General features: G+C 37.7%; 32 protein-coding genes, 1 tRNA gene and 2 pseudogenes. 14 read left to right on the forward strand and 21 right to left on the reverse strand.

Features of this window, described 5'->3' with window-relative positions; all coding sequences use genetic code 11:
* Positions 1–951, forward strand: a 951-nt coding sequence (locus L654_RS0118360; RefSeq protein WP_024608700.1) for an IS66 family transposase, incomplete at its 5' end; no start/stop codon positions are given.
* A 28-nt stretch (positions 952–979) separates the two neighbouring features.
* Here the strand turns inward: L654_RS0118360 and L654_RS1000000127855 are convergent.
* From L654_RS1000000127855 to L654_RS0118385, 6 genes are all read right to left on the reverse strand, one after another.
* Positions 980–1,141: a hypothetical protein gene (locus tag L654_RS1000000127855; RefSeq protein WP_225305778.1), complete on the reverse strand. Its 162-nt coding sequence runs from the start codon at positions 1,139–1,141 to the stop codon at positions 980–982.
* A gap of 173 nt (positions 1,142–1,314) precedes the next feature.
* The gene (locus L654_RS0118370; RefSeq protein ID WP_024608701.1) at positions 1,315–1,557 is read right to left on the reverse strand and encodes a hypothetical protein; all 243 of its coding nucleotides are present in this window, start codon (positions 1,555–1,557) and stop codon (positions 1,315–1,317) included.
* Positions 1,558–1,587: 30 nt separating this feature from the next.
* Positions 1,588–1,860, reverse strand: coding sequence for a hypothetical protein (locus tag L654_RS0118375; RefSeq protein ID WP_024608702.1), 273 nt, complete (start codon positions 1,858–1,860; stop codon positions 1,588–1,590).
* A gap of 34 nt (positions 1,861–1,894) precedes the next feature.
* A tRNA-OTHER gene (locus L654_RS1000000128020) sits at positions 1,895–2,019 on the reverse strand.
* A gap of 52 nt (positions 2,020–2,071) precedes the next feature.
* Positions 2,072–2,260 (reverse strand): hypothetical protein, encoded by a 189-nt coding sequence (locus L654_RS0118380; protein ID WP_024608703.1) that lies wholly within the window; start codon positions 2,258–2,260, stop codon positions 2,072–2,074.
* Positions 2,261–2,395: 135 nt separating this feature from the next.
* On the reverse strand, positions 2,396–2,590 hold the full coding sequence (locus tag L654_RS0118385) for a hypothetical protein (protein WP_024608704.1): 195 nt from the start codon (positions 2,588–2,590) through the stop codon (positions 2,396–2,398).
* Between the two features lie 447 nt (positions 2,591–3,037).
* Between L654_RS0118385 and adk the strand changes: the two genes are divergently transcribed.
* From adk to L654_RS0118435, 9 genes are all read left to right on the forward strand, one after another.
* Complete coding sequence (gene adk, locus L654_RS0118390; protein WP_024608705.1) at positions 3,038–3,694, forward strand: adenylate kinase; 657 nt, start codon at positions 3,038–3,040, stop codon at positions 3,692–3,694.
* Between the two features lie 38 nt (positions 3,695–3,732).
* On the forward strand, positions 3,733–4,017 hold the full coding sequence (locus L654_RS1000000127050; protein WP_024608706.1) for a hypothetical protein: 285 nt from the start codon (positions 3,733–3,735) through the stop codon (positions 4,015–4,017).
* Positions 3,974–4,471, forward strand: coding sequence for a hypothetical protein (locus tag L654_RS1000000127860; RefSeq protein ID WP_139016115.1), 498 nt, complete (start codon positions 3,974–3,976; stop codon positions 4,469–4,471). The genes L654_RS1000000127050 and L654_RS1000000127860 overlap by 44 nt, the downstream gene beginning before the upstream one ends.
* Positions 4,464–5,030, forward strand: coding sequence for an NUDIX domain-containing protein (locus L654_RS0118400; protein ID WP_024608708.1), 567 nt, complete (start codon positions 4,464–4,466; stop codon positions 5,028–5,030). Before L654_RS1000000127860 ends, L654_RS0118400 begins: the two co-directional genes overlap by 8 nt.
* Before the next feature lie 792 nt (positions 5,031–5,822).
* A complete protein-coding gene (locus tag L654_RS0118410; protein ID WP_024608710.1) occupies positions 5,823–6,389 on the forward strand; it encodes a histidine phosphatase family protein in 567 nt (188 codons plus the stop codon).
* Positions 6,390–6,400: 11 nt separating this feature from the next.
* Positions 6,401–6,853: a CYTH domain-containing protein gene (locus L654_RS0118415; protein ID WP_029753698.1), complete on the forward strand. Its 453-nt coding sequence runs from the start codon at positions 6,401–6,403 to the stop codon at positions 6,851–6,853.
* A gap of 13 nt (positions 6,854–6,866) precedes the next feature.
* Positions 6,867–8,030, forward strand: a complete 1,164-nt coding sequence (locus L654_RS0118420; RefSeq protein WP_158001151.1) for an MFS transporter — start codon at positions 6,867–6,869, stop codon at positions 8,028–8,030.
* Positions 8,018–8,758 (forward strand): TSUP family transporter, encoded by a 741-nt coding sequence (locus L654_RS0118425; protein ID WP_024608713.1) that lies wholly within the window; start codon positions 8,018–8,020, stop codon positions 8,756–8,758. The genes L654_RS0118420 and L654_RS0118425 overlap by 13 nt, the downstream gene beginning before the upstream one ends.
* Before the next feature lie 1,098 nt (positions 8,759–9,856).
* Positions 9,857–10,243 (forward strand): VOC family protein, encoded by a 387-nt coding sequence (locus L654_RS0118435; RefSeq protein ID WP_024608715.1) that lies wholly within the window; start codon positions 9,857–9,859, stop codon positions 10,241–10,243.
* 352 nt (positions 10,244–10,595) lie between these two features.
* On the opposite strand, the gene L654_RS0118440 is transcribed toward L654_RS0118435, so the two are convergent.
* The 3 genes from L654_RS0118440 to L654_RS0118450 form a co-directional block, all read right to left on the reverse strand.
* Complete coding sequence (locus L654_RS0118440) at positions 10,596–12,128, reverse strand: IS66 family transposase (protein WP_024608716.1); 1,533 nt, start codon at positions 12,126–12,128, stop codon at positions 10,596–10,598.
* 95 nt (positions 12,129–12,223) lie between these two features.
* Positions 12,224–12,571, reverse strand: a complete 348-nt coding sequence (tnpB, locus tag L654_RS0118445) for an IS66 family insertion sequence element accessory protein TnpB (protein ID WP_024608717.1) — start codon at positions 12,569–12,571, stop codon at positions 12,224–12,226.
* Positions 12,571–12,867 carry a hypothetical protein gene (locus tag L654_RS0118450; RefSeq protein WP_024608718.1) on the reverse strand — a complete coding sequence of 99 codons (297 nt, stop codon included), beginning with the start codon at positions 12,865–12,867 and terminating at the stop codon, positions 12,571–12,573. The genes tnpB and L654_RS0118450 overlap by 1 nt, the downstream gene beginning before the upstream one ends.
* A gap of 145 nt (positions 12,868–13,012) precedes the next feature.
* Here L654_RS0118450 and L654_RS01000000126410 point away from each other — a divergent pair.
* Positions 13,013–13,458: pseudogene (locus L654_RS01000000126410) on the forward strand (integrase core domain-containing protein); the annotation flags it as partial.
* A gap of 253 nt (positions 13,459–13,711) precedes the next feature.
* On the opposite strand, the gene L654_RS0118460 reads toward L654_RS01000000126410, so the two are convergent.
* The 11 genes from L654_RS0118460 to L654_RS01000000126415 form a co-directional block, all read right to left on the reverse strand.
* Positions 13,712–14,521: an inositol monophosphatase family protein gene (locus L654_RS0118460; protein WP_024608719.1), complete on the reverse strand. Its 810-nt coding sequence runs from the start codon at positions 14,519–14,521 to the stop codon at positions 13,712–13,714.
* Positions 14,514–15,344, reverse strand: coding sequence for a hypothetical protein (locus L654_RS0118465; protein ID WP_139016116.1), 831 nt, complete (start codon positions 15,342–15,344; stop codon positions 14,514–14,516). Before L654_RS0118465 ends, L654_RS0118460 begins: the two co-directional genes overlap by 8 nt.
* A gap of 14 nt (positions 15,345–15,358) precedes the next feature.
* Positions 15,359–15,925 (reverse strand): NUDIX hydrolase, encoded by a 567-nt coding sequence (locus tag L654_RS0118470; protein ID WP_024608721.1) that lies wholly within the window; start codon positions 15,923–15,925, stop codon positions 15,359–15,361.
* A gap of 25 nt (positions 15,926–15,950) precedes the next feature.
* Positions 15,951–17,171, reverse strand: a complete 1,221-nt coding sequence (locus L654_RS0118475) for an aminotransferase class III-fold pyridoxal phosphate-dependent enzyme (RefSeq protein ID WP_024608722.1) — start codon at positions 17,169–17,171, stop codon at positions 15,951–15,953.
* Positions 17,172–17,184: 13 nt separating this feature from the next.
* Complete coding sequence (locus L654_RS0118480) at positions 17,185–18,219, reverse strand: TauD/TfdA family dioxygenase (RefSeq protein WP_024608723.1); 1,035 nt, start codon at positions 18,217–18,219, stop codon at positions 17,185–17,187.
* Between the two features lie 209 nt (positions 18,220–18,428).
* Positions 18,429–19,301, reverse strand: a complete 873-nt coding sequence (locus L654_RS0118485; RefSeq protein ID WP_225305779.1) for a LysR family transcriptional regulator — start codon at positions 19,299–19,301, stop codon at positions 18,429–18,431.
* A gap of 301 nt (positions 19,302–19,602) precedes the next feature.
* Positions 19,603–19,749, reverse strand: a complete 147-nt coding sequence (locus tag L654_RS1000000128025) for a hypothetical protein (RefSeq protein ID WP_158001152.1) — start codon at positions 19,747–19,749, stop codon at positions 19,603–19,605.
* 22 nt (positions 19,750–19,771) lie between these two features.
* Positions 19,772–20,146 (reverse strand): GntR family transcriptional regulator, encoded by a 375-nt coding sequence (locus L654_RS0118495; protein WP_024608725.1) that lies wholly within the window; start codon positions 20,144–20,146, stop codon positions 19,772–19,774.
* Positions 20,147–20,163: 17 nt separating this feature from the next.
* Entirely contained in the window at positions 20,164–20,400 is a 237-nt protein-coding gene (locus L654_RS0118500; RefSeq protein WP_024608726.1) for a hypothetical protein, read from the reverse strand.
* Between the two features lie 118 nt (positions 20,401–20,518).
* Positions 20,519–20,752, reverse strand: a complete 234-nt coding sequence (locus L654_RS0118505) for a hypothetical protein (RefSeq protein ID WP_024608727.1) — start codon at positions 20,750–20,752, stop codon at positions 20,519–20,521.
* A gap of 308 nt (positions 20,753–21,060) precedes the next feature.
* Positions 21,061–21,879 carry an ISAs1 family transposase gene (locus L654_RS01000000126415; protein WP_050582323.1) on the reverse strand — a complete coding sequence of 273 codons (819 nt, stop codon included), beginning with the start codon at positions 21,877–21,879 and terminating at the stop codon, positions 21,061–21,063.
* 169 nt (positions 21,880–22,048) lie between these two features.
* Here L654_RS01000000126415 and L654_RS1000000127865 point away from each other — a divergent pair.
* The 3 genes and pseudogenes from L654_RS1000000127865 to L654_RS0118520 all read left to right on the forward strand — a co-directional run.
* A pseudogene (locus L654_RS1000000127865) lies at positions 22,049–22,173 on the forward strand (IS3 family transposase); the annotation flags it as partial.
* Positions 22,174–22,507: 334 nt separating this feature from the next.
* Positions 22,508–23,815 carry an MATE family efflux transporter gene (locus L654_RS0118515; RefSeq protein WP_158001153.1) on the forward strand — a complete coding sequence of 436 codons (1,308 nt, stop codon included), beginning with the start codon at positions 22,508–22,510 and terminating at the stop codon, positions 23,813–23,815.
* Complete coding sequence (locus L654_RS0118520; RefSeq protein ID WP_024608729.1) at positions 23,805–25,580, forward strand: alpha/beta fold hydrolase; 1,776 nt, start codon at positions 23,805–23,807, stop codon at positions 25,578–25,580. The genes L654_RS0118515 and L654_RS0118520 overlap by 11 nt, the downstream gene beginning before the upstream one ends.
* Positions 25,581–25,606: 26 nt before the next feature.
* Here L654_RS0118520 and L654_RS0118525 read toward each other — a convergent pair whose 3' ends face one another.
* Positions 25,607–26,641, reverse strand: coding sequence for an FAD:protein FMN transferase (locus L654_RS0118525; protein WP_024608730.1), 1,035 nt, complete (start codon positions 26,639–26,641; stop codon positions 25,607–25,609).
* Between the last annotated feature and the right edge of the window lie 8 nt (positions 26,642–26,649).

Genomic DNA, 26,649 nt, shown 5'->3' on the forward strand with positions numbered 1-26,649 from the left:
GGCAACATTTCCCGCGCCACCTTGGCCAATTACGTGATGAAATCGGCCAAAGTGCTGCAGCCCATCATTAACCTGATGCGCGACAAACAACATGAAGGCAACGTCATTGCGATGGATGAAACGCCGTTACAAGTATTAAAGGAGCCCGGCAAAGCCGCGACCTCCAAGAAATACATGTGGGTTTCCCTTGGCGGTTTGCCGGGGCAACAAAGCATACTGTATGACTACGACCCGTCGCGTAGCGGGCAAGTGCCGCTGACATTACTCGAGGGCTTTAAAGGCTACCTGCAAACTGATGGTTATGATGGGTACAGTCCTGCGTGTAAAAAATATAGTCTTATTAGTGTGGGCTGCATGGACCATGCACGGCGTAAATTTAAAGATGCCTTCGACGCTACGCCAAAGAAAAAAACCAACAAAGTCGGCAAGGCTGCCGTGGCACTCGCCTTGATTAAAAAGCTCTACAATATTGAGCGCCAGATTAAAGACCTAAGCGAGAAACAAACAAATTTCACGACTGAGCACATCAAAGCGTATCGGCAACAAAATAGCGTGCCGATATTAAATGACATCAAAGCATTCCTCGATACCAATGTGAACAAAGTGCCCAAAGATAGCTTAACGGGCATCGCCATTCACTACATGTTGAACCAATGGAAAAAGCTGACGGTTTACAGCACCTGTGGCGAACTGCGTATCAGTAATACCTTAGCCGAAAATGCCATTCGCCCGTTCGTGGTTGGGCGCAAAGCCTGGCTGTTTGCCGACACCCCGCAAGGTGCTCATGCCAGCGCTGTGTGTTACGGCATTGTAGAAAGTGCCAAGCTTAATAACCTTGAGCCCTATCAGTATCTTCATGACTTGCTAACCAAGTTACCTTATGCAGAAACGGTAGAGCAAATCGACGCGCTGCTGCCATGGAATATCAGCAACAGCGATCAATTAGCATAACTGTCGATATACGCGCAGAATTGAGCGCTTACCGTATAGCTAACGATGCAGCAGTAAGCTTACTTCGTGCAGCATAAAAGCTTGTTTTTGATAAGGCATGTTGCTGGCAAAACTCAGTAATAGTTAAATCGCTGGCTTGTTGTTCTTCGATAATGTTGCGCCACTGCTCAAGGCTACGCGTTTTTCTCATGGCTACCTCCTCATTGAAATTCGGAAATAGCTTAATCATTTTGGTGAGAGACTGGCAGGTGCATTTTGCTAGACGTTTACTACTCAAACCTAATTCCCCCTGATTACTTTTAGTTTTTTGCTACACATAAAAAATAAATACAAAATTTATATGATCATATAATTTCCAACTTATCAAGTTATTTGATTTTCTAGCTTATTTACAAAATCAAGCGTAGCGCGTAAATGCATCGGCGGTCTGGGTGCTATTAAGCTATTTAAGTGCTTAATAGCCTCGACTTTACCTTTCTCTCGTAAAACAGTCGAAACACTTTCTTTTGCTTCGTCCAAGTCGACACCGTACTTTTCCAGTGAACTCTCAACAGAGGGTATTTTCGGATAAAAATATCCATATATAGCGTCTACAAATCCAAACATGATTTCTCCCTAATATTCCAATGGTCTCAGTTAGTGATACTTTTCTTTACCAGTGTTGCTTGCTATAACAGCTTCATCATGTTTATTTTTGATAAGCTGAACGCCATTACCACTATTTCTTTCAATAAAGGCAATGATGTCGTTACTACAGCTTGCAACCTGCAAATTCCCACTAGAAAAATCCCTATCAAAATTATTATCAGCATTTTCATACCAAGTCTTTGCTTCTTCTAGCGCTTCTTCTTTTGTATCACCATAACCCCAAACGTGATCTTCATCGAAGACAACAAATTTATCGCTCATGCCACTTTCCTCATTCCAATTTAATTTATTCGGCTGCGTTTTGACTGGACTTGAACCAGTGACAGACCCCATATAGCCTTTATCGCGAAATTGTAACCTCAGCGTTTGCAAACACTTTGGTAACGGCGTAGCGCTCTAACCATCTGAGCTACAAAACGCATGCGAATAAATAGCGACTTATGGCCGCTACTCGGTTTCCAATGTCAATTTGTTACTTCTTATTTGGTAAAAAAGATAACTCTGCGCCATCATGGTTTACAGCTAACTTATCCATAAGACGAGCCGTAGCTGAAAAATCAGGATGATTTTGACCTTGTTCGCCATTCTCGACCTTCCAACGATGTGACATCAAAGAGCGACTGACTAATTCAATTTCTTCAAAATTTAGTTTTACTTTCATTCCCTATCTCCAATTATTGATCTAATTTTTCTGCACTAAACTGATGTTGGTCTTGTTCAGGTAACTTAAAGAAGACATATAATCTTTCTCTGTAATCTGACACCTCAATTCTAGCTGGTGTAGATTTTGCTAATTTCAAGCCATCCTCAAGATAGTTTCCAACACGACTGAGAATTTATTTGCTGATGACCACTGCTCAGCATTCTTTCCATCATCTGGCACTAAATGCCCCTTATCAATTGCTTGTTTTCGCCAATTATACAAGGTTGATTCACCAATACCCATCTCAATAGATAGTTGGGCTATTGCTATATTATTTGGAGGCATCATCCTCTGGAGGCGACTCTTTGCTTTGCGCTGAATAATGTTTCATTGTTACTCCACGCCCTCTATTTAATGGTTAAATATTAAGCACGACAACTAGTCTGACAGAGAGGGATTACCCAACTTCTAACATCGCTGATATTTTAAAAAGTGTTGTACAAGATTATGCATAATTATTTATATATCATCTATTAAATACAGAAATTTGGGTTACTACATTTTTTGAAAATATAGTTTAAAAGTGTCACAAAATAAAGAAGTTAATCACGAGAGAAGGATTTAAACCTTTTAGTTTTATACGGCATAAACTAGAAACGTAGTTAGGTTTATCAGAGTCAAATAAGTTATTTGAACTGCCACTGTTGAGTAAAGAAGTAAGCTGGATGTATATAGGCTAACTCTTAAATTTCATCATAACACATAAGAAACTATATAATTTACGAAAGGAAAATTATGAATATTTTATTACTGGGAGCTCCAGGTTGTGGGAAGGGAACTCAGAGCGAGTATATTTCAAAGAAATATGAAGTTACCCATATATCGACAGGAGACATGCTGCGAGAATTGTGTATGGAAGGTACACATGAAGCAGCAAAAATCAAACGGAGTATCGATTGCGGGGAATTAGTCTCAGATGACATAGTCATAGATTTGGTGAAAAAACGCCTTAGGCTGATTGATTCTAAAAGTGGACTCTTATTGGATGGCTTCCCTCGTACTTTAAATCAAGTTGAATCTTTGCCAGATCTTGGTATTGAGATAGATCATGTGATTGAGCTACACGTACCAGACGAAGTCATCGTGAAAAGGGTTGGTGGTCGCCGCGTACATCCAAGCTCTGGGCGTACATACCATATACAACACAAGCCACCTATCAATATTGGTCTAGACGATATTACTGATGAGCCTTTAATTTTAAGAGAAGATGATACCGAACACACAGTCAAACTACGGCTAACAGAATATCATCAACAGACCGCTCCTATTGCGACCTATTATAAAAGTCAAGCGGATGAAGACCGAGGAAATTACTTTCAATTGGATGGTACACAAACTGTAGATATGGTGAGTGACCAAATTTCTAAAGTTTTAGAAGTAACTCACAAGTAGAAAAAGCTCTAAAACAGAAAAACATTAAAGGATTTAATATGGAATTTTTAAATATAGAAAACTTGAGCTTTACTACTCCCGAAGATCCAAACCAAAATAATCTAGATTATATATCAACTATATCTGATCCTGAAGTCTTCCTTGGAATATTAAATAAGTATATTTCAGACAAAAGTCTTCTAAAATGGGTCGCAGATAGATCCTATAAGCACATTAATCACTTTGATAAAATAGTTCTATTTGATAATGAAGATCCTAACTCTTTTCGCCTAACAATGAATGCATCTTTGGCAACCACCTTACACAATCAAAGAGCAGACTGATGAACAGATACATAGCCACCGTTTCAGTTTTTGGTCGTCTGTATTATGTGGCACTCTTATTTCTGAAAACTTTGAAGAGTGTGAAAGTGGTCATCCTTATGAAAGCTATTCATACTGCCCTGAAAAAAGAGATTTAAAGAATTTCTACACGCATGAAGGTCTTGTGCATTTACAAAAAACAACAACTGAACGAGCTGAAAACTCTACATCGTATTTCCTTAGAAACTTAGGTATACACCGTATTATTGTACCAAAAAAAGATACAGTAGTAACTTTAGTATTGAGAAGCCCGAGAGTGAGAGACCATTCTGTTGTATATAACAGCATGTATCCTAAAAATGATCTTTCGTACACCAACACTTTTTTCACTGTTGAAGAAATAAAAGAAAAACTCAACTTAATTAAAAGTCTTTTAATTAAGAGGATTGAAACTCAGGATAATTTACATGAATAGTCATGCAACAATCAATGAAGACATAAACCCAAAAGCTTGGGGTTTAGTCTCTAATTACAGAATTAATATTTGTATTGATGATGTTAGTTATACACTTCCAAGAGAAACTTACAATGTTGGAGACTTTGTCTCCATTATCCCTATAAATATTTTGCAAAGGTATATTTATCTCATCGAACAACCGAGAGCTGGCATGTTGAAAAAATATGGACAGATTTCTTTAGAGGCATGCGGAGGAAAAGTTGATAATCAAGGACCTCTATACTCAGCTGTAAATGAATTATATGAGGAGTGTGGTATTACTTGTAATGAATTAAATCTTAATTTTATTGGTGACGTTATGGTCAATCCTGGCTCACTTGAAGAAAAGTCATATTTATATTACGTCGAGTTTGGCGCAGACCAAGTTGCTGATGAGCTAACTCTTGATGAAAATGAGCCCTTAATTCGAAGAAAAGTTTATTTTGATGAACTCAGTAACTTAATTGAGCAAGGCCACATTAAAGATCTAAGAACATTATATTTGATAAAAAAGTTAGAAGAGAGAAAGGTATTATGAAAACTAAAGCTCCAAGTGGATCAATCTACAAAAAAACAGGAAACGCTACTGTTTTTAAGCAATTAGCTAGAAAAATTGAAATGGACCATGTTTCAAACGAGGAATATTATAACTGGCTAGATAAAGTAACAGCATCTATTGGCGATATTATTCCTGGTGCAAAAATCATCGAAAAAAAAGATGCAAGAGAAAACCCGCCGTTAAATACCGCTATTTATTACGATACTGATGATCTAGAAATATTGTTTACAGGTGCTTTATTAAGAACCTCATGCAATAAAATCACCCATGCTTTCTGTGCTTTTAAAGCACCAGAGGATGAGTTTGGTGTACGTGTAGATACCAGACACGTATTCGATGGTGAAGAGAAGAAAATGATTCAAGCTGAACCATCGTCAAAAGAANTGGCTAGTAATACAGAACACCCAGGTAAAGAGTTGGAGCGAGTAACGGGTATTTCATGTGAGAACCTATCACCAGTTCTACTACTAGATGATTTACGTTACACGTTCTATGTTCTTTTAGATGGTAAAGATGCATTACGCTGCAGCATTGATCGCGCTCACGTAAGATCACTCCGTGAAAATGTGGGTATTAGTGATTATGTACCTGTTTCTGAAGTGGAAATTGCAATATATCCTAGAGTGTCTGAAGAAATAGCAAAAGATTCAAGACTCGTTAGTGCAATTGACTTCTTGACGGAAGATCTAATGGAAACTTTCAATACAAAAGTAACAAAAAAGATAAAATACCAAAGAGCGACTGAAGCGCTAAAAATAGGTTAATTATAAAATGCGTGGGAAGATTTATCTGCTTAGACATGGACAATTTTATTGGCAAACCAATAAAAATAGAGATCTCAATAGCTCGCTCACAAACATGGGAGAGTTACAAGCTAAGTATCTTTCCGTGCATCTTTTTAAATTACTAAAAGGGCATTCGGTTCAAGTCTCTAGTAGTAATCTAATTCGAGCGTTACAAACAAGAGATCATTTTGTTCAGTTACACGATTACGTTGATTCTGTTACAGAAATGCCCTTTTTACAAGAAGCTTCTTTTCATATTGGTAGCCATGATGGTACCAACGGAAGTAAGCCTACAGGTATGTATCAGAGTTTTTACTCTCGAGTTATAAATGGTTTTTACGACTTGTTATCATCAGGAGAAGACACTACAAAACTCTGTTTTACTCACAACGGAGTTATAAAATGTATCCTTAGAGAATTACTCAAGGACGACAAACTAGATATTAAGGTAAGAAATGCAAGCATTACAGTTATAGAAGTGGGCAGCAAAATAATTTCTATTAAAGCTATTGATCACATCTATAACCTTCCAAACGATTTAGTGACAAAATGAGGGCAAAAGGCATGTACGAAACTGAAAGGAAGTTTCTAGTTTCTCAACCCATAGAGCATTTGGTTGAAAAAAAGGTAGAAATTGTTCAAGGATATTTATTTGATGAACATGAGAGTCATGAGTTTAGAATAAGAACTTATGATGGTAAGGGAATGATAACTATAAAAGAAAAAATAGCGAACATCACAAGAAGTGAACTTGAGTTTAACATAAATATAGATCTTGCTCGTAGTTTTTTGAGTTTAATTGACAGTAACGAAATTATTAAAAAACAACGCTACTACATCAACCATAATGGAAAAGAATGGACAATTGATGATTTTGAATACCCGAAATTGAATTTCTTGATAGCTGAAGTTGAACTTCAATGTGGCACGGAAGAATTAGCCTTACCTGAGTGGATAGGCAGTGAAGTTACGGGTGATAGCAGGTACTACAATTACAATTTGCGGAAGGAGAACTAGTATGAGGTACCCTATGCAAGTTCAAGTTTTATTTATTACTATATTTTTAGTTGGTTGGACCGAAATGGCAATGATTGGTCTTATAGAACATATTAGTATGGAGTTCCAATCTAAAGTTGCTGATATTGGTGAAATAATTGCAGCATACTCAGTTTCATTTGCCGTAGGTGCACCACTGGTTATTTATTTAACTAGAAACATACCTAAACGCAAAGTTATTATTAGTTTATCGCTGATATTTTTAATAACTAATGTTATATCAGCAGTCTCTCCTACTACTCTCGTTCTTGGGATTTCAAGAGTTATTATAGCTTCTGTGTCAGGCGCACTTGCTGGTACTATTTTAGGCTCTGTAATTAACCTTGTAGATAAAAAAGAAGTTGGCGGAGTGTTAAGTTATATACTTGTGGGTTTTGGAGCATCACTCATATTGGGTGTTCCGCTAAGTGTTGCTATCGCTGATGAGTTAGGCTGGAGGCTTACTTTTATTATCATCTGCGTATTATCTATTTTGACACTCATATCTCAGTATAAAGTATTACCTGTTATTTATGGAAATGTCAAGCAGGACGTAGAATCAAGTGAATATATGTCTAGAATTAAGGCTCTCCCTATTGAGTCCTATTGTGGTTTGGTTTTTACTTTTTTATGGATGATGGGTTACTCCATTCTTTTTACATACTACCCTGCTGTACTTTCAGATGAGTATCAACTTAAATCAGGCGAAGTCAGTATTATATTAGCTGTATTCGGGTTCTCAACCCTATTTGGTTCAAAGCTTGGTGGTAAGTTAAGTGATAGGATTGGCAGCAAACAAACAATTTTAGTTAGTTTCATTCTTCATGCACTGATATTATCCATCGCTGGTCAGTTCCTAATAAGCTTCTATGGTGCTATCGTTTTTTCTGTACTTTGGGGAGTTGTTTCTTGGATGTCTACTCCCGCAATTCAAGCTCTTATTGCTCTAAACAGTAAAGGAGTTGAAGATATCATGCTCACTCTCAATAACTCTTTCTTGCATATAGGTATTGCTGTCGGTGCTTTAATTGGTGGTTTTTATGTGTCTGAAAGTATTGGAAGGCTCTATGTATCATCTGCTCTTATTGTACTTCTCTCAGCATTCTTAGTATCGACACTTATGTTTAGGCAAAGAAAAGAGGCAGTATGTCGGACTTAGAGCTAATTATTTTGACTGTTGTTTTGATCCTCAGTGTTGTGCAATCGATCTTGGGGATGGGGTTACTAGTATTTGGTACACCAACTTTACTCTTGCTGGGCTTACCTTATTCAAGTTGTTTAGCTTACCTATTGCCTGCTTCTATCGCCATTAGTCTTTTCCAAGTGAAAGGTGATGTGAAAATTGAAAAAAATGAGGTACGTGAGTTCTTTATTTGGTCTATTTTACCACTGTTTATTTCTCTAGCAATAGTACTAAGTTTAGACTCAAACTTTAAAATAAGTTTAGCGGTAGGCATATTAATGCTAGCTACTGTAGTGATAAAACTATCAAGTAGATTAGAATTTTTATTTGCTATCAATGTAAAGAACAACTTTCATCTTTATCTAGTTTGTATGGGAGTTGTTCACGGAATATCTAATTTGGGAGGAAGTGTGCTGTCGGTTATTTCTTCGGTGAAGTATAGTGAAAAAAAAGACGTTAGAAGGTTTATTTCCTTCTGTTACTTGTGGTTTGCAATAATCCAACTGATAGTACTGCTTTTTTTTTATTACGATAAATTTACTTATATCTCATTAATTGTGCCTGTAATCTCTTCGTTGATGTATATAGTAATTGGCAAAAGCGTGTTTAATAATATTGACTCGAGAAAATTCAACAAGATTTTTATTTTATTTATGTTGATATATTCACTACTTTTGATAACAAAAGGTATACAAATTTGGTAGTAACAACATGATTTAAAATGTACTTTGACTTTTTGTATTATTGAATGAGGGGTTAGCCTAGTGAATCTTCAGTTTTTATTTCTAACCTCTTCTTTATTAAGTACAAAATTTCTTGTTTAACTCCATTGGACACATAATTTTGAGGTATTAAAGTCAATAAATTAAGGGTTCGATATGTGCTTGAAAATCAGCAAGTTTCTTAGCGTAAGTAACGGCTTTTTAATAAAGGAAAGATAAAGTAATTGCAAAACATCAAGGAATTACTTTGGACGAATTTTAATGGGGTGAGCTAAAGTGGTTATGTTAGAAAACAAAGAGTTACTCTGAAGCTTCGCCGGCTTATACAATGGCTTTTTTGAAAAAGAGCCGAGGTAGTTTGGGTAACCGAAAAGCGGCGAAGAGATTTTGCAAAGAAAGCTATCAAATTGGTTGTTATATTGTTCGTAAAGTTATGCACAGTCTTACGTTTGAAAGTAACTCAGCGTTTGACCTACAAAGTTCAAATAGAGGGCAAAGCATAAACACTCACACTAATATACTGAGCCATAACTATAATCCACCTGCTTGCCAATTAGATTTGGGCTGGCGATATGAATTATTTAAAAACGGGTGAAGCCTTGATACATTTGGCCGTGGAGATGGATAGTATTAACGTTATATAGTAGGTTGTCATATCGATAAACATATGACGGCAGATTTTATAAGTAAAAGTATTGATATAAGCTTATAATCTGCTACGGTTATCAAATACTTACCTTATCACAGCGATCGTGTTTGCAGTACGCAAGCTAGGGTTTTAGTGATTTTCTAGCTATGTATGCCGTGAGAGCAAGTATAAGTGATATGTGCAGATGTTAGTATTATATCGTTTTAGGCGGTATTTTTTGTAGTCTAAAACATGACTGGTTATTAAGGCTAATCAGTCAACGAAAATGCTTTAGAGCAGCTACATTCAGTGAATAATTATTTCTCACCTGTGGAACTTGATAATTCTCAACTGAAAGTAACTATTTTGGGTTGACCAGAAAAAACTCGTATTTATTGTAATATTAAAGAAATAATATAGGAGTTCAATATTTTAGTTTAAAGGTTGTAAAAATGAAGAGAATAGGAAACGTAGCGTTACTTGTTGATGATTACGATAAGGCTATTAATTATTTTAAGCATTTTTTAGGTTTTCATTTATTGGAAGATACTGTACTCAACAATAAAAAGAGGTGGGTTGTCGTATCTCCAGATAAAACAATTGGCACTGGATTGCTCTTAGCCAAAGCAGTCAATCCTGTTCAAAAAGAAGCGATTGGTAATCAGTCAGGAGAACGAGTATTTATGTTTCTTGAAACATCTAATTTTTGGCAAGATTATTATGAAATGCTTGGCAAAAAGGTTGATTTTATAGAGGAACCAAGGCAAGAAAGTTACGGCATTGTGGTAGTATTTAAAGATTTATACGGAAATAAATGGGATCTACTACAAAAAAATTGATTTTTTTGCTTCCTGTTATCTCTTATTTTGATAGAGGCTACCTGTAAAGTTCCCGATATTTAGCTCTCCTAGTTTTTATATTGGTGTTATGCCACCTAACCCAGTCTTTGTGAATTTATTATTATAAGTTTATAACCAATCTAGTAGCTGATTACCCAACGTCTTTGTCGGCTTTCCACAGGCAAGGCAATCAGGGTTAAGATTTGTTTTTTTCATGGCCACAGCTTTCAACTATCTAAAATGGGCAAAAATTCTTCACGTACCCGCTCAATTTTTCGCATCTGAAATTCGTATGGTAGACCAATAACCGTTTTATGGAGCCATAGTATTGCCATACTGGGTAAGCGTATAGCTAACGACACCTAGCTTTGCTAAAGTTCCAAGGCAGAAGTGGCTCAAGGTTATCTGGCTGCTCCGCAATATGCTGTAAGCACGTTGATATATAGTCATGCACCACAAGGTCATTTGCCTTTGCGGTTTCAACAAGACTATAAAGTATAGCGCTGGCATGAGCACCATTGCAGGTATTTGAGAACAACCAGTTTTTTCGCCCTATTACGAACGGTTTTATAGCTCGCTCTGCACGGTTATTGTCAATACTGAGCCTGCCATCATCGAGGTAACGCCTGAATTTCTCAAACTGATTTATCGCATAGGTAATTGCTTCACCTAACGCCATTTTTGGTGGGATTTTATCTTTATGCTTGAGTAACCATTGATACAATTCATCAACGATTGGTTTGGCTTTTCTCTGCCTAATCTTGAATTTTTCATCGTGCGATTTATCTTTGATGGCGTGCTCAAGACCATAAAGCTTGCGAATAAGGTTTAGTGCTACATCTGCTTTGACGGTTTTTTTATTATTGCCTTTAGCCTCGATGAATTTACGGCGCATATGGGCTAAGCACGCAACCAGTGTTGCATTCGTTTGCTCGTAAGCCTTGTAGCCGTCAACGTGCATGTAGCCTTCGTAACCATCAAGGAAATCAACCGCACATTGGCCTGCGCGACTGTTATGGTAATCAAACAGGACAATATTAGTGCCTTTACCTGGTTTATCATCGCCGCAACAATACAGCCACATATAGCTGGTCGCTTTCTCTGCGTTAATAACATTTAACGAGGTTTCATCGCCGTGAATAACCGGTTGAGATAGCAACACGTCTTTTAAGCGTTGATACAGAGGGGACAACAGGTCTGCGCAGCGCAACATCCAGCTCGACATGGTTTGTCTGCTCAACTCAATACCAATATCGCCTAACATGGTTTCTTGGCGATAAAGTGGTAAGCCAAATTGGTATTTACACATGATTATTTGGCTCAGCAAGCTGGGCGTTGCGATGCTTTTTGGAATGGCTGTTGCGGGCATAAGGGCGGTTTTTACCACACTTTCAATGCCTTCACGCTCACAGTGACGGCACGTATATTTAGGGCGAATGGTTTTGATTACTTTGATATGCGCTGGCACAAACTCGAGTGCTTCACTGCTGCTATCACCTATTTTGTGAAGGGGGCTTTGACAGTAATCACACATTTTGTCATCCTCTTCGAGGTCAACAACCACCTCAATTCGCGGCAACTGCGCTGGCAGTGGCCGGCGTTTCGGTTTGGCTTTTTCTGTCTTTACTGAGGCCGATGTGGCCAATAGCGCTTTATCATGTTCATCGAGAATACCTTCTGCTTCATTAAATACTTCGCCTGCACCCGGCATCTTTTCAGATTTCTTGGCGTACTCTTTGGCTAGTTTCGCGTTATAAGCTTGTAGCAATTCGTGAATTTGCGCGTCTTTTTCAGCTAACTTTTCATCCATATGCTGTTGCAACTCAAGCAACATGCGCTTGAGTTGTTCTGGGTCGTCAGGAAGTGAGTGAGCATCAATTTTCATGTTCGCAATTTAACAGAATTTGACGGTGTTTTCTTGCTTGACGCAAAGATAAAACAGACGGTGTGGCAACGATCATTTACTGCCAATATGATCGATTAGATCATCGATTGATACCGCAACTCTTCATGACCAAGCACATCATATCCCGACAACAACCAATCCAGTTGAGCTGGACTGAGCTCAAATTCTTGCAGACTGGCTTTGTTTGGCCATTTGAACTTTTGTTTTTCTAATCGCTTGTACCACAAAGCAAACCCCGTTTTATCCCAGTAAACCAGCTTGAGTTTATCCTTCGCTTTGTTGCAAAATAAAAATAAAGCACCAGTATAGGCATCACGTTCAAGCTCACCCTCAACGATTGCGACCAGACCATCAATGGATTTTCGAAAATCCACGGCATCGCGATAGAGGTAAATATGTGCAGGTTCAACGAACATTTTCATTAGGCAAGCTCGCGTAGTAATTGGCCTAGATAAGATGCAGGCGTTGCGGGAGGCAAATAGACTTTTACTTTGTCTACTTCGAGGGTAATCGGCAGTTGCTGCTCGGTGACGTCAACGTGTTTAGTTACTTTAGCGCGAACAAAGCTGCCTGATGATTCATTAAGCTTACTTCGTGCAGCATAAAAGCTTGTTTTTGATAAGGCATGTTGTTGGCAATAGTCAGTGATAGTTAAATCGCTGGCTTGTTGTTCTTCGATAATGTTGCGCCACTGCTCAAGGCTACGCGTTTTTCTCATGGCTATCTCCTCATTGAAATTCGGAAATAGCTTAATCGTTTTGGTAAGTTACTGACAGGTGCATTTTGCTAGACGTTTACGATCAAAGCTGATGAGAATCGGTGATCAAAGTCATGAGAATACGCAAGAAAGTGTTAAAAATGATCCTCTGGTGCTGCATTCGGATAATGGAAGTCCAATGAAAGTTCATCAATGCTTGAAACACTTTATAGTTTAGGTGTCGTGTCGTCTTTTAATCGTCCTAGGGTGAGCAATGATAATGCTTATGCTGAGTCGATATTTAAAACGTGCAAATATCGCCCTGACTATCCGTATAAAGGTTTTTCAACTATAGATGAAGCACGTAGTTGGGTGTTGAAATTTAGCCACTGGTATAATTTCAATCACAAACATAGTGGTATTAAATATATAACGTTCCATCAAAGACATTCTGGTGTGGCAAGTAAAGTGTTGGCAAAGAGAAAAGAAGTGTATCGACGTGCTAAGGAGCAAACGTCTGAGCGCTGGAGTGGTGACATCCGCAACTGGGATTTACCGGAAGAAGTGCACCTAAACCCTGAACGTGAAATCGTCAAAGTGGAGAGTGCATAACGTAGTGATCGCGACAACTAGTTTGACAAACACCGTTCGTTTAACTCACCAACCACATTTTCGATTTTTCATCTTTCTTCGTTATTACAGCCATTATTTTTCCCTTTAAGCAAGTTGAACATTTTACTTTTGTGAGTAGCGCTTAATTAAACGCCACTGGTAAAAGCTTGTACTCCAATGATTATTTACACTTTTGCAAACTCCAATTATTTATAATATGGCATGACCAGCGGATTTATAAAGTCTAAGCTATTTAACGCGCCAATGGCTTAATTTTTTCGACAATCTCCAGAGCTAGTTTTTCTGATGTTGCAGATAATAAAGTTTCGCTGAATATTAGGTTATTAGTACAACCGTGTAAATTCATTACCACTGAACCAGACTCTTTTAGACAAATGATTAGTGCTGCACTATCCCAAGGTTTCATTATAGTATCTATCGCCGCATCAACTTGGCCTAGAATTACTTGTACATGCTGTAAGCAATCCCCTGTAAATTTGAATAATTTTGCATCCTTAAATATTTTTTGCAATTCCCACGGGGTAGAGCCATTTTCTAACCAAGTTGAGGTTCCATGTATCCCAGACGCTGTAATAGTTGCATCTTTAATATGATTGACTACAGAGGACTCTGTAGGTACTTTTTCACTTTTATCAAATTCTTCAATAAAGCACCCACCTCCTTCGAATGCGTAACAGACCTTGTTAATACCTGGAAGGCTAATACAACCTATAACTGGTTCTCCATTTTTAATCAGGCTTATAAGCGAACCATAAACGGGTATACCCATTTTATACCAAGCTGTACCATCAATTGGATCGATCAGCCAATACGTGCCCTCTGACTCAACCCCTTCAGAGCCAAGTTCTTCACCATAAACTGGCGTGTTGGGATCAATTGACTTTAAGTTTAGGCTTATAAATTTTTCAACACTAATATCAACTTCACTTACGTATGAGCTATCATTTTTAAGAGTGAATTTAGCATTTTTTTTAGATGCTTCAATCATATTAGATGCTTCTTTTGCTATTTTAAGAACTTTAAACATTAGGTCTTCATACATGATTTTTAGCCTTTGTGCTGAATAAATATAAATTATATGAAATTAATACAAATATTAATGCTGAGTACGTTATAAATGTATGTCCTTCGATGCTTTGATTATATAAAACTATACCTATTGATATCCCAAGAACAGGTGAGATTAATTGGTATATTGAAAGTATGTCAAAGCTAACCACCTTAGTTGAACTTACAAACAATAATAGAGGAAGCACAGTAAGTATCCCTAGAATTGACAGGTATAACATTTCATTGAACTCCCAATCTGAAATAAGCGCAAAATTAACAGATGGAAGTATAATTATTCCGATAGGAATCATTAAGCTAGTTTCATAGAATAATGCTTTTACAGGCTCTACGTCATACTTGGAGTGCCAAAGTATGTAGGCCGAAAATGGTGCTGCTATAGCAACCCCTATAATCGGGAAAACACCTTTGAGATAGCACTCACATGCAACAATCGCCAAGCATAATAATATACAAATAATTGAACTTCTATGAGCAACGCTACTCAACATATGCCCAACAGTAAGGAGAAGAACTGGTAATATTAAGTATGCAAAACTTGCTTCGATAACATAGCCAGCTTTAACTGCAACCGCATACCCTCCCCAATTAATTGCCAAGAAACACGCCGGAACAATACTGCGTTTTAGATCTAAAAACGAAAATACATTTCTTTTGCTTATTAATAAGAATAATAAAACGACTAGAAAGGTAGAAATCATTTGAACAGACAGTAAAATTAAAGGTGGGTACTTGCCAATAAAGTAAAAGTATATCGGCAAAGACCCCCAAATCACGTTAGCAATAATTGCTTTCAAGTGACCTTTGAGCATCAATAGGCGCACTCAATGCAATAAGTTTTATCTACCATTCTGTGTATAGCTTCGTCATCAGTCAAAGCTTTGACTTCCGTTAAGGGAACCCACTTTAAATTTTTTGATTCTTGACTGATTTTTACTTTAGCATCTTCAGGAGCTACGATATAGCAAGTCACATCAAAGTGTGGATGACTTTTAATACCTTTGTATTCTGGAATTTCATGTATATCTAAATCAATTATGAAAGAACCATCCAGTGTCAAAGCAACGATACCACTTTCCTCAATGGCTTCACGCAAACAAGCATTTAAAAAACTACTATCTTCTTCTTCTATATGGCCCCCTAACTGAAACCACTTACCTAATTTAGCATGCTCGGTTAGTAAAACAGATTTCCCGTCATGAGATACAATCCAAGCAGATGCTGTAAAATGGCCAGCGGTATTAGTTAGATATATTGGGTTTTCGTTAGCTCTTAAAAAATTCAGCATTTTCTGCTTATACTGAATTTCAACCGAACTTTCAGAGGAATAATTTGAAAGTATTTCTTCAAGGTCATTTTTAACATTTAATGAGTTCATCGTGTTAATCCAACAAATAATTTAATTAAAGGGTACTTTTCCAGCTTGATAACGCTGAGTGCAATTTACTTTCTAGTAATTCAAAATCAATTGATTCATGAGCCAAGCAAATGAATGAATTATGCCCCTGCAAAACAAATACACCATTTGTTATGAACTCCTTTTTTAAGAGCTCTCTTGACGTGTAATTATTTATCATCGAGTCTGAAAATTTAAGGTCAAATAAAGTATTGTCCAATAGTGGAACAGCTTTTAAGTATTCATTTGTCCCTGAAAGTTGAATAGCTTTGTTAAAAGTATCAACTACCTTTTGACAAGCGTCTTTAATTCTTGCATAGCCGTTCCGCTCTTGCATAATTTTAGCAACTATAATCCCTGCACTTGCAGAAAGAGTTTCCTTTGTATGAGTGCCACCAATTCTTGCTTCACGGTATATCTGCAATTGCTCTGGTTGACCCATTAGGATTGATAAAGGAAGACCGTTTCCTATCGCTTTCCCTAAGACAATATAGTCAGCTGCAAACTTTGATGTATCAATATAGCCACCAGCACTCCCTCTACCTGCAGTCTTGGTTTCATCTATTATAATTTTAATCCCATAATCTGAAGCAAGTTTAAGGGCCTTACTAAATGTTTCTAAGGGAATAAATGCTAACTGGTAGACATCAATAGCAAATGCGGCAGTTTGTGAACCGTGTATACTTAAAAGCGATTCTAAGTAATCCAAGTCCCCATCTAACCAATTAAATACTTGCTCTGAATCATCAATACCCCGCATTCCAGTTTTGAACCGAGTTTGTATACGCTTGTCACTACCAGGCCATTCATGCCAACTAGGTGTCTTTGCAAGTTGTGTGTCATGCCATCCCAAAAAACCACACCGGATTATTTTCTTTCGTCCTGTTTCGATCATAGCGCAACGTATAGCTGCAGTGACCGCCTCTGAACTTGTTTTAAAAATTGAGACAACCTTATGTGACTTGTACACATTTTCATATACGCTTGCTAACTGTGTATGTACTTCTGAAAAGCCTGGATAAGAAAGCCCTTTTTTCAACTCTGATGTAATTTTAGATATAAATTCAGGGTCTGAATGACCCAATATTACCGGTCCCAAACCTAAAACAAAGTCCGTATATTCTTTGTTATTTTGGTCAAATATAGAACTTTCTGAACCGTGACTAAATAATATAGGCTCATTTTTAGCATCAAAGTATCTATCACTTCCAACTAAAGGGGATAACATATTTAATTTCCTTTTATAGAGTAGCTACATGTTGTAAATGTTCTTTTTTAGGTAGTTTTTTCCAACCATCATGACTAAACCCATACATTCTTATTAACCAACGATCATTACCATCGTAAAATGAATCATTTTTCAAATCGTCTCTGCCGTGTAATAATGTCCGGTTATTTAGAATCAGCACCTGCCCAGGTTCAACAACGAGCCTATCTAAGTTATTTTCATCATCTAGATATTCTTTTAAGCATTTCAATGCATTTTTAGCTCGTATAGTGTCACCTTTGAGTTTTGAATAGCTGAATCGAATGTTCATACGGTCCCCGAATTGGGAAATTACACTAACTCCCTCTAAGTTATGTTCAACATCGAAACTAGATTGACTAGTTGTGCTAAATTCTGGCCGCATTAAATCTCTTACTACAGAAAATGGTAAGCTTTTCAAAATATCTTCTAAGTACCAAACTCGTGTCGCACACTTAGCTGGGTTTCTAATGCTAGCTAATCCAAAAACATTTGGAGCTATACAATACCCTACATTGTTTGAGAATATTTCTTCAGGCCATAAACCATTTACAATCTCTGTATGAGGCATCAACTGTTTAGTCGAACGACTTTTATATACTTCATTATTTCGGGCTGGCATTACCATATGAGCTAAACGACCTTTCATTTCGCCTTTATAGCTTGCCACTTTGTGGCCTGTTGATGAAATTAGCCCCATTAGGATTGCTGCAGGGATTTTCCACAACTCATTTTCTGGAGGTGCATCATTTATTGGAGTTAATGGCATAAAAGAGGTATCAAAGCAGTTCTTGAATAAAATCCAATCGTAGCGCTCATCTTCTTCAAAATTTTCTATTAAAGAAGGGTCTATTTTTTTATCAAAAATTTCATTTCTAATAACTTGCTTAACTAATTCACTAATTACATAAGGCTGAGTTTCTTGATCGTATAAACTCAGCTGCTTTTCTAATTTTTGGTGTAACAAGCTGCAAGATTCAAAATCTATCTCAAGCCCTCTACCATTAGTATTTTCTTGAATTGGAAACATATTAAACCTCCTTTTAAACCATAACCGCCAAAAAATAAAGCAACTAAACTCACTGCAATTTCTATATGTTACACAGGTAATTGTGCATAATCTTGCACAACAGATGTTAAGAAAGTGGCGAATGGAGTGCAGTTTAACCGGCTGGATTAATGGATTTAGAAAAGAGACCAGAGTAAAAATGTTTGAAAATTATAGGATACCATCGATATTTATGGTTTTAATAAAGGGGCTAAATCTACTAATGTATCTAAAAAATTCCTAACCCTAGGTGGTGTATTTTCTCTTTTTAGGAATAAAGCTTGTAGCTTAACTTTATGGGTCCAATTTGTTAGGCAGGGCGTTAATCTACCCTCAGCAATCAAATCAGAGCAAGTAAAATCTAAGAGGGTAGTAATTCCCGAGCCGTCTAGTGCAAATGACATGAGCATTTCATCGCTATCGCATATGTGAGAGGCACCTATGTCTACCAAAAACACATGCCCATTTTCAATAAAGCTCCATTTACTTCCAGTTTTACAGTGGCGATAATTTACACATGGTAAATCTCTTAGTTGGTTCGGATGCACAGGATAATCGTATTTATCCCAGAATGATTTACTAGCTACAACGTAGGTGTCAAAAGACGTTATAGTGCGACAAATGTAGCTGCTATCTTGTAATTCTCCAAGATGAAGTGCTACATCAACTTTCTCATTTACAAGGTCACAAACATTATTGTCTACTAATATTTTTAAAATAACTCCTGGATACTTTTCTTTAAACTTCCTGAGTAGAGTATGAAAGTTCTTATTATCAAGTACTGTGGGGATTTTTATGCACAGGCCACCAGCATCATTGTTTGAAAAATTAGATAGGAGTTCATTACTTGACTGAAGTAAATAGTTTAGTTCCCTACATTTATCTAATAATTGCTCCCCTTCTTCGCTAAGCGAAAAACTTCTTGTTGTTCTATTAATTAATCTTATCGAATAGATTGATTCAAGCTCATAGATGTGATTAGTTAAAGTACTCCGTGATTGTCTTAAAATACGGGAGGCTCTACTAAAGCTACCAAGGTTTGCGACGTGGTAAAATGATTGCATTAAGAGGCTAAGTTTTGGGTTCATTTCAGAATTATTTACGCACATGCTACTATTATCTTTTATGAAAATGTTCCTAACTTAACATAGATATAAGCTTGTTATCATACTTTCTAACGTTTAAGTTTCGCTCAGAAGCCACTTCGCAAATGCCTTTATAAAATCAGCCATAATATTAAACTAATTGCTTTTATAAATAATGCTATTAGTAAAATTCTTTATCCTATTTTTGTCTTTTTCGACATCTCAATATCTAGATCATGAAACTTCTTTACCTAAAACTTCTACGTGAAACGCTAGAGCTTCACTTGACTCCAGTAGTAAATAAATTACCAATACAATCTTCAAGCTCTTTTGCTCTTCGTCTCTGATCACTTGTGTAACTATTGTTTAATGAAACTGCTTTTAACCCAGCTAATAAAAGCGACATATCATGCGCATTTAACTCCATTACTACTCTCCTCTTTCCAATATCAACTTTTAACAAGCTCAATAATTTGTTTTTCAAAAGAGCGTTTAAATACTGTCGATTTCCCGTGGTTAACATCTAAATAACCAAAAAGTTTTAAATTTGGGTAGTATTCACGCACAGTAGACCTTTCGTAGCCAAGAACTTCAGCTACCTCTTTATCAGGGGCTAACTTATCACCAACTGAATAATTATCATTGATATAAACTATCAACTCCTTTAAAACCTGATTTTTATTTATCTGTGCTTTTAATTCTTCAAAAACATTAACACCTAAAACTGAAGCACTTAGTAACTTTGGGTTACCTCTGAACAGCGTTTCAATTTCTTCTATAGTCTTATCTGAATACTTTGATAATAATTCCAGTTGTTCTTTCATTTACTTTTTCCAACGTATTAATTTATAACTGAAGATGCGGCTAATGACGGCTCAAGCTCGATCAACTTCAACCGTTGGTTGTTATAATATTCAACAAGCCTTTTGTTTTTGATAACAGCTTCTTCAGAGGTGTCACCACCCCAACTTGCTCTTTCTTCACCCAGCTCAACAATATTCGCTTCTACTGCTTTAAATGCAGCATTTAAATCACTGAATTTAGCTACTTCGGCAATAATCTGATTCTCATTACTCATAACCGTTCTCCTGTTATTCCAATACGTTATTTAACTATTGCAATTGGCTCTTCGCAGTGAGAACGCTCACCCAAAAAAATCAACTTATTTCCTGTAAATTTCCACTTTTCAGCGACTTTTAAGTCATCTTCAAAGTGGTTTTGTCTTCAAATTCGTAACCATCATCCAGTTTATCAGCATGAACACACAACTTAAGTTCTAGTTCACGGAGGATGCTAAATATCGAAGCTAAGTCTTTCACATTTGGATAATATAGATAGGCGCCATTACCCTCATTAGCTTGCATAATATTCAACAAGGCTTTTTTATTAATAACTTCTTGAAAAGTGTCACCATCCCAGGGCAAGAGCATGAAAAAAATCTATGATTTCAATATCTTTTCAAGGTAATCTGTACTGCGCATAGCTTTTTTCTGTTTTGCGGGCATGCCTTTATTAAAGCTTGTTTCTGCTTTTAGCTGATTAAATGCGATGTGTCTCAGCCCCGCAAATACAGGTGCTGCACCTTCACGCCTAATTCGGCAATCATCTTCTTTAAATCCGACATCTAAACGCCAATGTAATCCATTCTCTATTTGCCAATGTTGCCGTGCGGATCTTGCGAGTTCTTCCGCCGATAAATATGCTGAACTGATGTAGTATCTATAGCATAACTAATTGCTTACTTTGTTTTTTCTTTCCTATAAGAAACAATAACTCCCACTGTTTTAGCATCTTTCCAATTGCTCGTTTCTGATAAATCACTTACGTTATGACTAACAGCACAACACCTGAATTCTTCTCTGTTTTTATGATAATCGGCTTCATTAAACAAAACTCCTTCGGACGCTTGTCGTGTGACCTCAGGTAATAAAGCATTCTCTATTTGTGACAGTAGTCCTTTATGGTTCGCTTTTACTGCAAGTAGGTAATCGGCTTGTTTATCCACTCTTGTCTCTGCAATTGATTTTTGACACCCCATCGCGTCAATCGTGACTAAGCAGCCTTTTATCTCCAGTAATTCAAGAAGCTCTGGTAACGCTGTTATTTCATTCGACTTTTTATCAACAGGGCATTGCGCCAAAACAACACCATTTTCGCACGCAAATGCACTGACCATATAAAGTGCATCGCGCCTATCTGACTGATTAAATGAACCTTTCAATCGCTTACCATCAATCGCAACTACATCGCCATGAGTTAATTTAGAGCAGTCTTTCATCCAAGAAGAAAAAGAATCTTGAAACTGCGTCATATCATTGCGACTCATCACACGAGCGATTGTGTCATGGCGAGGGATACCTTGCTCAAGAGGAACGTACTTCCTGAGCCAATCTAATCTATCATGGCCAAAATCTTCAATATCTTCCCAGCCTTGGCACCCAGATATGACAGCGCTGACAGCTAAGAATATGATATCAAAGAGTTTATGGACAACTTTACCCTGCTGGCGAGGGTCGTCAATTGATTCGAAATATTTAAATAGTTGAATATCAGGCATGGGGGCTCCTTAAAAAGGAGTATAAGATCATACTTTTAAGTCAAGGTAAAGTTCGTGATCTTGCCCTGGTCACCATCCCAATTGGTTCTTTCTTCACCCAACTCAAAAATATTAACTTTTATTGCTTTAAAGTGATAATTTTTATCACTAAAATTAACCAAAGGTAGTATTTTTGGAGGAAGAAGTGGCTGCGTACATCAAATATTACAACTTAGGCGTCTACATTCAGCGAATAATGAGTTATCGCCTGTGAAGTTTGAAAATAACCAATTTAAAGTGTCCAGTTTGAGTTGACCAGAACAGTCGCCACAGCATCCGATATATAGCACTGAATAATTTGCTTAAGCACATAATGTTGTCATAATAACTTTGCATTTGCTTGTACTTACAAGCTAAAAACAATATAGAGTGCACTATCTAATTTATCATGTTTTGAGTACGCATTGACTATCAGTGAATAAACTTGAAGCCCGCAGATTTGCAGAAAGAATATTAAATACTAAAAATAATTTAAATAATTATTAGCTAGGTACTTAAAAATAGTTCGATCACACTAACGAAGGAACGTGTTATTAAAACTGAAAATAACCCCATGCTAGATAACAAAATATCTAGTCAGCTTAATTCAATGGCATTTTCTACCGCGATAGGAATGCTTTCTGTCATTGGCTTCAACCTCGTCGATACCTTATTTATTGCCCAGTTAGGGGTGGGTGAACTCGCTGCTATTTCTTTTACTCCAGCCATTATATTTAGCTTAAGTAGCTTAACAATTGGTTTAGGTATCGGGCTATCCGTGGTCATCTCAGCGGAAAGTGAGCATCAAAACAAGCAAAAAATATGTACGTATTCAATCTGGCTGTCGTTGATATTTTCAACGCTGTTTGGCTTGTTAGGCGCTGCGACGATTGACCCCGTATTTTCGTTACTAGGTGCATCAGGCAATGTGCTCGATCAAGTACACAAATACATGTTTATTTGGTATCTGAGTATGCCGCTGATGGTGTTGCCCATAGTAGGTAACAGCGCTATTAGGGGCCTTGGTAATGCCAAATTCCCTGCAACGTTAATGTTATTCTCCAGCATACTCAACTTAATCATTGATCCTATATTGATATTTGGGCTTGGTCCAATTGAAGGCATGGGTATAGCAGGCGCAGCTTGGGCCTCAATGATTGCAAGGCTGATATCCACACTCATTGCGATTCGCTATTTGCACTATAAACTAGATTTGCTTACGCTATCTTTCAATACGCTACAAGATGTACTTTCAATCTGGCAACGCGTTTTAAAAATAGCTATGCCTGCAGGCGCATCTCGAATTTTAACACCTTTGTCTATGGGCATTGTGACCATGATAGTCGCCAAGCATGGTTCTGAAGCGGTAGCAGCATTCGGTGTCGGCGCCAGAATTGAGTCATTAACGATGATTTTTATTACGGGTCTGTCGACCGTCATTGGCCCTTTCATAGGCAAGAACCTGAGTCATTCTGCGACGGATCGAGTCAATGGCGCCATCAATTACGGTTTAAAATTCTGCCTAATTTGGGGAGGAGTCAATGCGGTTGTGTTGATGCTACTTGCAAAACCTTTGGGGCACTTGATCAGCGATGATGCCCAAGTAGTGGAATATAGCATTTGGTACTTATACATTATCCCTATTAGCTTAACTGGTTTAGCTACGCAAATCATCGTATCTTCATGCGGTTACCCATTAGGAAAACCCATGCTGGGACTACATCTTAGTATGCTCAGAATGTGGCTGTTTTGTATTCCTGCGGTCCTCATTGGCAACCACTTTGGTGGTGTAGTAGGCATTATGTGGGCAATCCTCATAGCTAACATCCTTTGTGGGCTTGTGTCATTCATCGTGATTAAAAAGATACAAACTCAAACACTGACAACTCATTTGGTTGCACCACAACGTGTTTCCTGATGTAAATAAACTATTGGCATTAAAGCGGCCCGACCGGGTCGCGATCGCGCCAAGCGGGAAAGTAATAGCCTATACCCAATTGGTATCAAACCTAGAAAAAAACCAGTTTGATCGATGTTGTTGGTGTTACAACACCGATACTTTAGAACAACAACAAATCGTTGACCATGGTGATATTCGTCAATTACACTTTCTAGATGACACAAGATTAGTTATTTTATGGGACGATGGTCGATTTGATGGCAGTTATCTGCTCTATCTTATTCATACTTCAGGGGCTGAAAGTAACCCTATATTGCTCAGCCATAAACACGTGTCCATGTTTACTCCCTTTCGCTCAGGTGTCCTTTATACATGTACTAACAATACACAGTTAGAATACAAGGTAGTTACAAAAAGCTACTTAGATAAACCCGACTATACCCTTAAAAGTCAGGCTCGAATAATCAATATTGTCTCAAGCAAACCCTCTGCACTGCATGCTGTTGTCACGCTAAAACAGGCATCCAACCCTTCACTTATCGCAAGGGTTGAACTCACAGAGCAACATGGCTTAACCCTTATACCAATTCACTCGCCGCCTGCACATCAGCTCATTGCAAAAGCTATCAGTGAGTGCGGGCAAAAAGTGTATGCTCAAGGCTGTAACAATAATGCTCGCTATGCTCAAAAAGATACCTGGGAAATCACGCATGATCAGGCGTCCTGTTTAAGTGAGCATATAGACAGAGACACTGAGATCATTGGCCACACGACAAATGGGTTGCTGATTCGTTTTGTCGATGGACTCACAGCAAAGTTAGGGTGGCTCGATAAACACCATATCACATTGCTCGATATCAATGGGCTCAGTAGCAGAATAGATGCAGAACTAACAGATAACGCGCTTGTTTTCATAGGTCAAAGTGCCAAACATTTCCCCGATGTCTTTTGCTTTAATCTCAATAAGCAAAAAGTGATCAATGTTTCGGGTAATCATACGCAACTCACAGGCCTTGATTTTGGCCTAGCTAAAGGATTCAATTGGTGCTCTGAAGACGGCTTATCGTTGCAAGGCGTACTGCGTTTCAGCAAAAACCAGTCAAATCTGGCGCAAGCTCCTGTAGCAGTGATTATTCATGGGGGCCCGAAAGACTTTTCTGAATTGCAATTATTCAGCGATCACCACTGGTATGCCCCCTATTTGCCTCTTTTAGCTGCTGGATATGTGATTTTTGAACCGAATTACCGTGGTTCTATTGGTCAAGGGCAAGCATTCGCACAGATAAATGTGGACCATCTAGGCCGCCTAGATATGCAAGATATTTGCTCTGGTATCAAAGCTTTGCATAAACAGTATGCTATCGACTTAAAACAGGTAATAGGTATAGGCTGGAGCCAAGGTGGATACATTTGTGCGTATACAGGGTGTCACAGCAACGCATTCACTAAAGTAATTATTGGAGCGGCAATCAGTGATTGGCATACTTACCAGGCAGTTACCGATATTCCTGACTTCGTCAGTGATTATTTACCGAGTAACACTGCCCGGTTAGAAGCATCGGTTATCAATTCACCGCCCACTCATAAACCAGACATGCTCATTATCCATGGAACAAATGATTTTCGAGTGCCCATTCAATGTGCTCAACAACTCAGTGAATATGCATTTAAAAATAAGATTACCCATAGATCATTATTCATTGAAGGAATGAAACATCGTGTAAATAAACCATCTGAATTAAAGTCAATATGGACAAATAGCTTAGAGTGGATAATTAATTAACTATCTACTCTAAGCTCTATTATTTTTTAACTTTGAGACTTTAAATAGGGAGTGAATGCTTCAGAGTGATGTTCTGAGAAGGTGCCATCTAAGTTCTTTGTAATAAATAAAGCTGCTATATTATGTTCATTCGCTAAGTTCATTGCCTTATCCAACCCCATAATCATAAAGGCTGTCGATAAACCATCTGCAACCATGCAAGATGGTGAGATTACAGAAGTCGAAACCATTCTATGTGTTATAGGACGTCCTGTTTTAGGGTCAATCAGATGAGAGTAACGCACATTATTTTCTTCGTAGAAGTTTCGATAATCACCAGCTGTTGCAATCGCATTATCTTTGGGCGTAATAACACGCTGAATAGCACGCGTCTCAGACACGGGCTTTTCCACCGCAATGACCCAGTTTTTATTTTCTAAAGAGGTCCCTTTAGTGCGAATTTCGCCACCAATTTCCACCAAGTAGTCATGGATACCTTTACTATCAAGTAAGTCGGCAACAACATCCACCCCATATCCTTTGGCCAGCGTAGATAAATCGAGGTATATATCTGGATTTGCTTTGCTAACCGTTGTTCCCTCTATCGACAAAAAGCGGATGCCAAATTTATCTCTTGCTTGCGCTATCATTTCATCGGTGGGCGTTGTTTCTGGACGGTTAGCAGGGCCAAAGCCCCACAGGTTAACTAATGATCCAATCGTGACATCAAGATAGCCATTAGTGAAGCTTTCTAGGCGAATGGCTTCGGATAGCATTTCGCGAAACTCGTCGGAGGCTGCAATGGGAAGAGTTGATTTTTTAGCATTGAACAATGACAACTCGGAGTCTTCCATATAAGTCGAGGCAATTTCATTAACACCAAGCAGCGCTTTATCGACTTTTATCTGAATATGTTCTACCTCAACTGCATCTGACATTGCTTTAAAGGTGATATGATAAGAAGTCCCCATTGTTGTACCTGTCAATTGAAACTTCTTCTCTTGTGCAGGTGAACACGCCGAAAGCAAATTCACAAAAATTAGTGCGATAAAAATAGCGTATATATGCTTAAATTGACTCATTGCAACTC

It is taken from the genome of Pseudoalteromonas sp. TAB23, from assembly GCF_000498075.1.
GTDB lineage: Bacteria > Pseudomonadota > Gammaproteobacteria > Enterobacterales > Alteromonadaceae > Pseudoalteromonas > Pseudoalteromonas arctica.

Excerpts from the sequence above, each read along its gene's own strand:
- L654_RS1000000127855 (WP_225305778.1), bottom strand. The coding sequence starts at position 1,141 with ATGAGAAAAACGCGTAGCCTTGAGCAGTGGCGCAACATTATCGAAGAA.
- L654_RS0118370 (WP_024608701.1), bottom strand. The coding sequence starts at position 1,557 with ATGTTTGGATTTGTAGACGCTATATATGGATATTTTTATCCGAAAATA.
- L654_RS0118375 (WP_024608702.1), bottom strand. The coding sequence starts at position 1,860 with ATGAGCGATAAATTTGTTGTCTTCGATGAAGATCACGTTTGGGGTTAT.
- L654_RS0118380 (WP_024608703.1), bottom strand. The coding sequence starts at position 2,260 with ATGAAAGTAAAACTAAATTTTGAAGAAATTGAATTAGTCAGTCGCTCT.
- L654_RS0118385 (WP_024608704.1), bottom strand. The coding sequence starts at position 2,590 with ATGATGCCTCCAAATAATATAGCAATAGCCCAACTATCTATTGAGATG.
- adk (WP_024608705.1), top strand. The coding sequence starts at position 3,038 with ATGAATATTTTATTACTGGGAGCTCCAGGTTGTGGGAAGGGAACTCAG.
- L654_RS1000000127050 (WP_024608706.1), top strand. The coding sequence starts at position 3,733 with ATGGAATTTTTAAATATAGAAAACTTGAGCTTTACTACTCCCGAAGAT.
- L654_RS1000000127860 (WP_139016115.1), top strand. The coding sequence starts at position 3,974 with ATGCATCTTTGGCAACCACCTTACACAATCAAAGAGCAGACTGATGAA.
- L654_RS0118400 (WP_024608708.1), top strand. The coding sequence starts at position 4,464 with ATGAATAGTCATGCAACAATCAATGAAGACATAAACCCAAAAGCTTGG.
- L654_RS0118410 (WP_024608710.1), top strand. The coding sequence starts at position 5,823 with ATGCGTGGGAAGATTTATCTGCTTAGACATGGACAATTTTATTGGCAA.
- L654_RS0118415 (WP_029753698.1), top strand. The coding sequence starts at position 6,401 with ATGTACGAAACTGAAAGGAAGTTTCTAGTTTCTCAACCCATAGAGCAT.
- L654_RS0118420 (WP_158001151.1), top strand. The coding sequence starts at position 6,867 with ATGCAAGTTCAAGTTTTATTTATTACTATATTTTTAGTTGGTTGGACC.
- L654_RS0118425 (WP_024608713.1), top strand. The coding sequence starts at position 8,018 with ATGTCGGACTTAGAGCTAATTATTTTGACTGTTGTTTTGATCCTCAGT.
- L654_RS0118435 (WP_024608715.1), top strand. The coding sequence starts at position 9,857 with ATGAAGAGAATAGGAAACGTAGCGTTACTTGTTGATGATTACGATAAG.
- L654_RS0118440 (WP_024608716.1), bottom strand. The coding sequence starts at position 12,128 with ATGAAAATTGATGCTCACTCACTTCCTGACGACCCAGAACAACTCAAG.
- tnpB (WP_024608717.1), bottom strand. The coding sequence starts at position 12,571 with ATGAAAATGTTCGTTGAACCTGCACATATTTACCTCTATCGCGATGCC.
- L654_RS0118450 (WP_024608718.1), bottom strand. The coding sequence starts at position 12,867 with ATGAGAAAAACGCGTAGCCTTGAGCAGTGGCGCAACATTATCGAAGAA.
- L654_RS0118460 (WP_024608719.1), bottom strand. The coding sequence starts at position 14,521 with ATGTATGAAGACCTAATGTTTAAAGTTCTTAAAATAGCAAAAGAAGCA.
- L654_RS0118470 (WP_024608721.1), bottom strand. The coding sequence starts at position 15,925 with ATGAACTCATTAAATGTTAAAAATGACCTTGAAGAAATACTTTCAAAT.
- L654_RS0118475 (WP_024608722.1), bottom strand. The coding sequence starts at position 17,171 with ATGTTATCCCCTTTAGTTGGAAGTGATAGATACTTTGATGCTAAAAAT.
- L654_RS0118480 (WP_024608723.1), bottom strand. The coding sequence starts at position 18,219 with ATGTTTCCAATTCAAGAAAATACTAATGGTAGAGGGCTTGAGATAGAT.
- L654_RS0118485 (WP_225305779.1), bottom strand. The coding sequence starts at position 19,301 with ATGCAATCATTTTACCACGTCGCAAACCTTGGTAGCTTTAGTAGAGCC.
- L654_RS1000000128025 (WP_158001152.1), bottom strand. The coding sequence starts at position 19,749 with ATGGAGTTAAATGCGCATGATATGTCGCTTTTATTAGCTGGGTTAAAA.
- L654_RS0118495 (WP_024608725.1), bottom strand. The coding sequence starts at position 20,146 with ATGAAAGAACAACTGGAATTATTATCAAAGTATTCAGATAAGACTATA.
- L654_RS0118500 (WP_024608726.1), bottom strand. The coding sequence starts at position 20,400 with ATGAGTAATGAGAATCAGATTATTGCCGAAGTAGCTAAATTCAGTGAT.
- L654_RS0118505 (WP_024608727.1), bottom strand. The coding sequence starts at position 20,752 with ATGCTCTTGCCCTGGGATGGTGACACTTTTCAAGAAGTTATTAATAAA.
- L654_RS01000000126415 (WP_050582323.1), bottom strand. The coding sequence starts at position 21,879 with ATGCCTGATATTCAACTATTTAAATATTTCGAATCAATTGACGACCCT.
- L654_RS0118515 (WP_158001153.1), top strand. The coding sequence starts at position 22,508 with ATGGCATTTTCTACCGCGATAGGAATGCTTTCTGTCATTGGCTTCAAC.
- L654_RS0118525 (WP_024608730.1), bottom strand. The coding sequence starts at position 26,641 with ATGAGTCAATTTAAGCATATATACGCTATTTTTATCGCACTAATTTTT.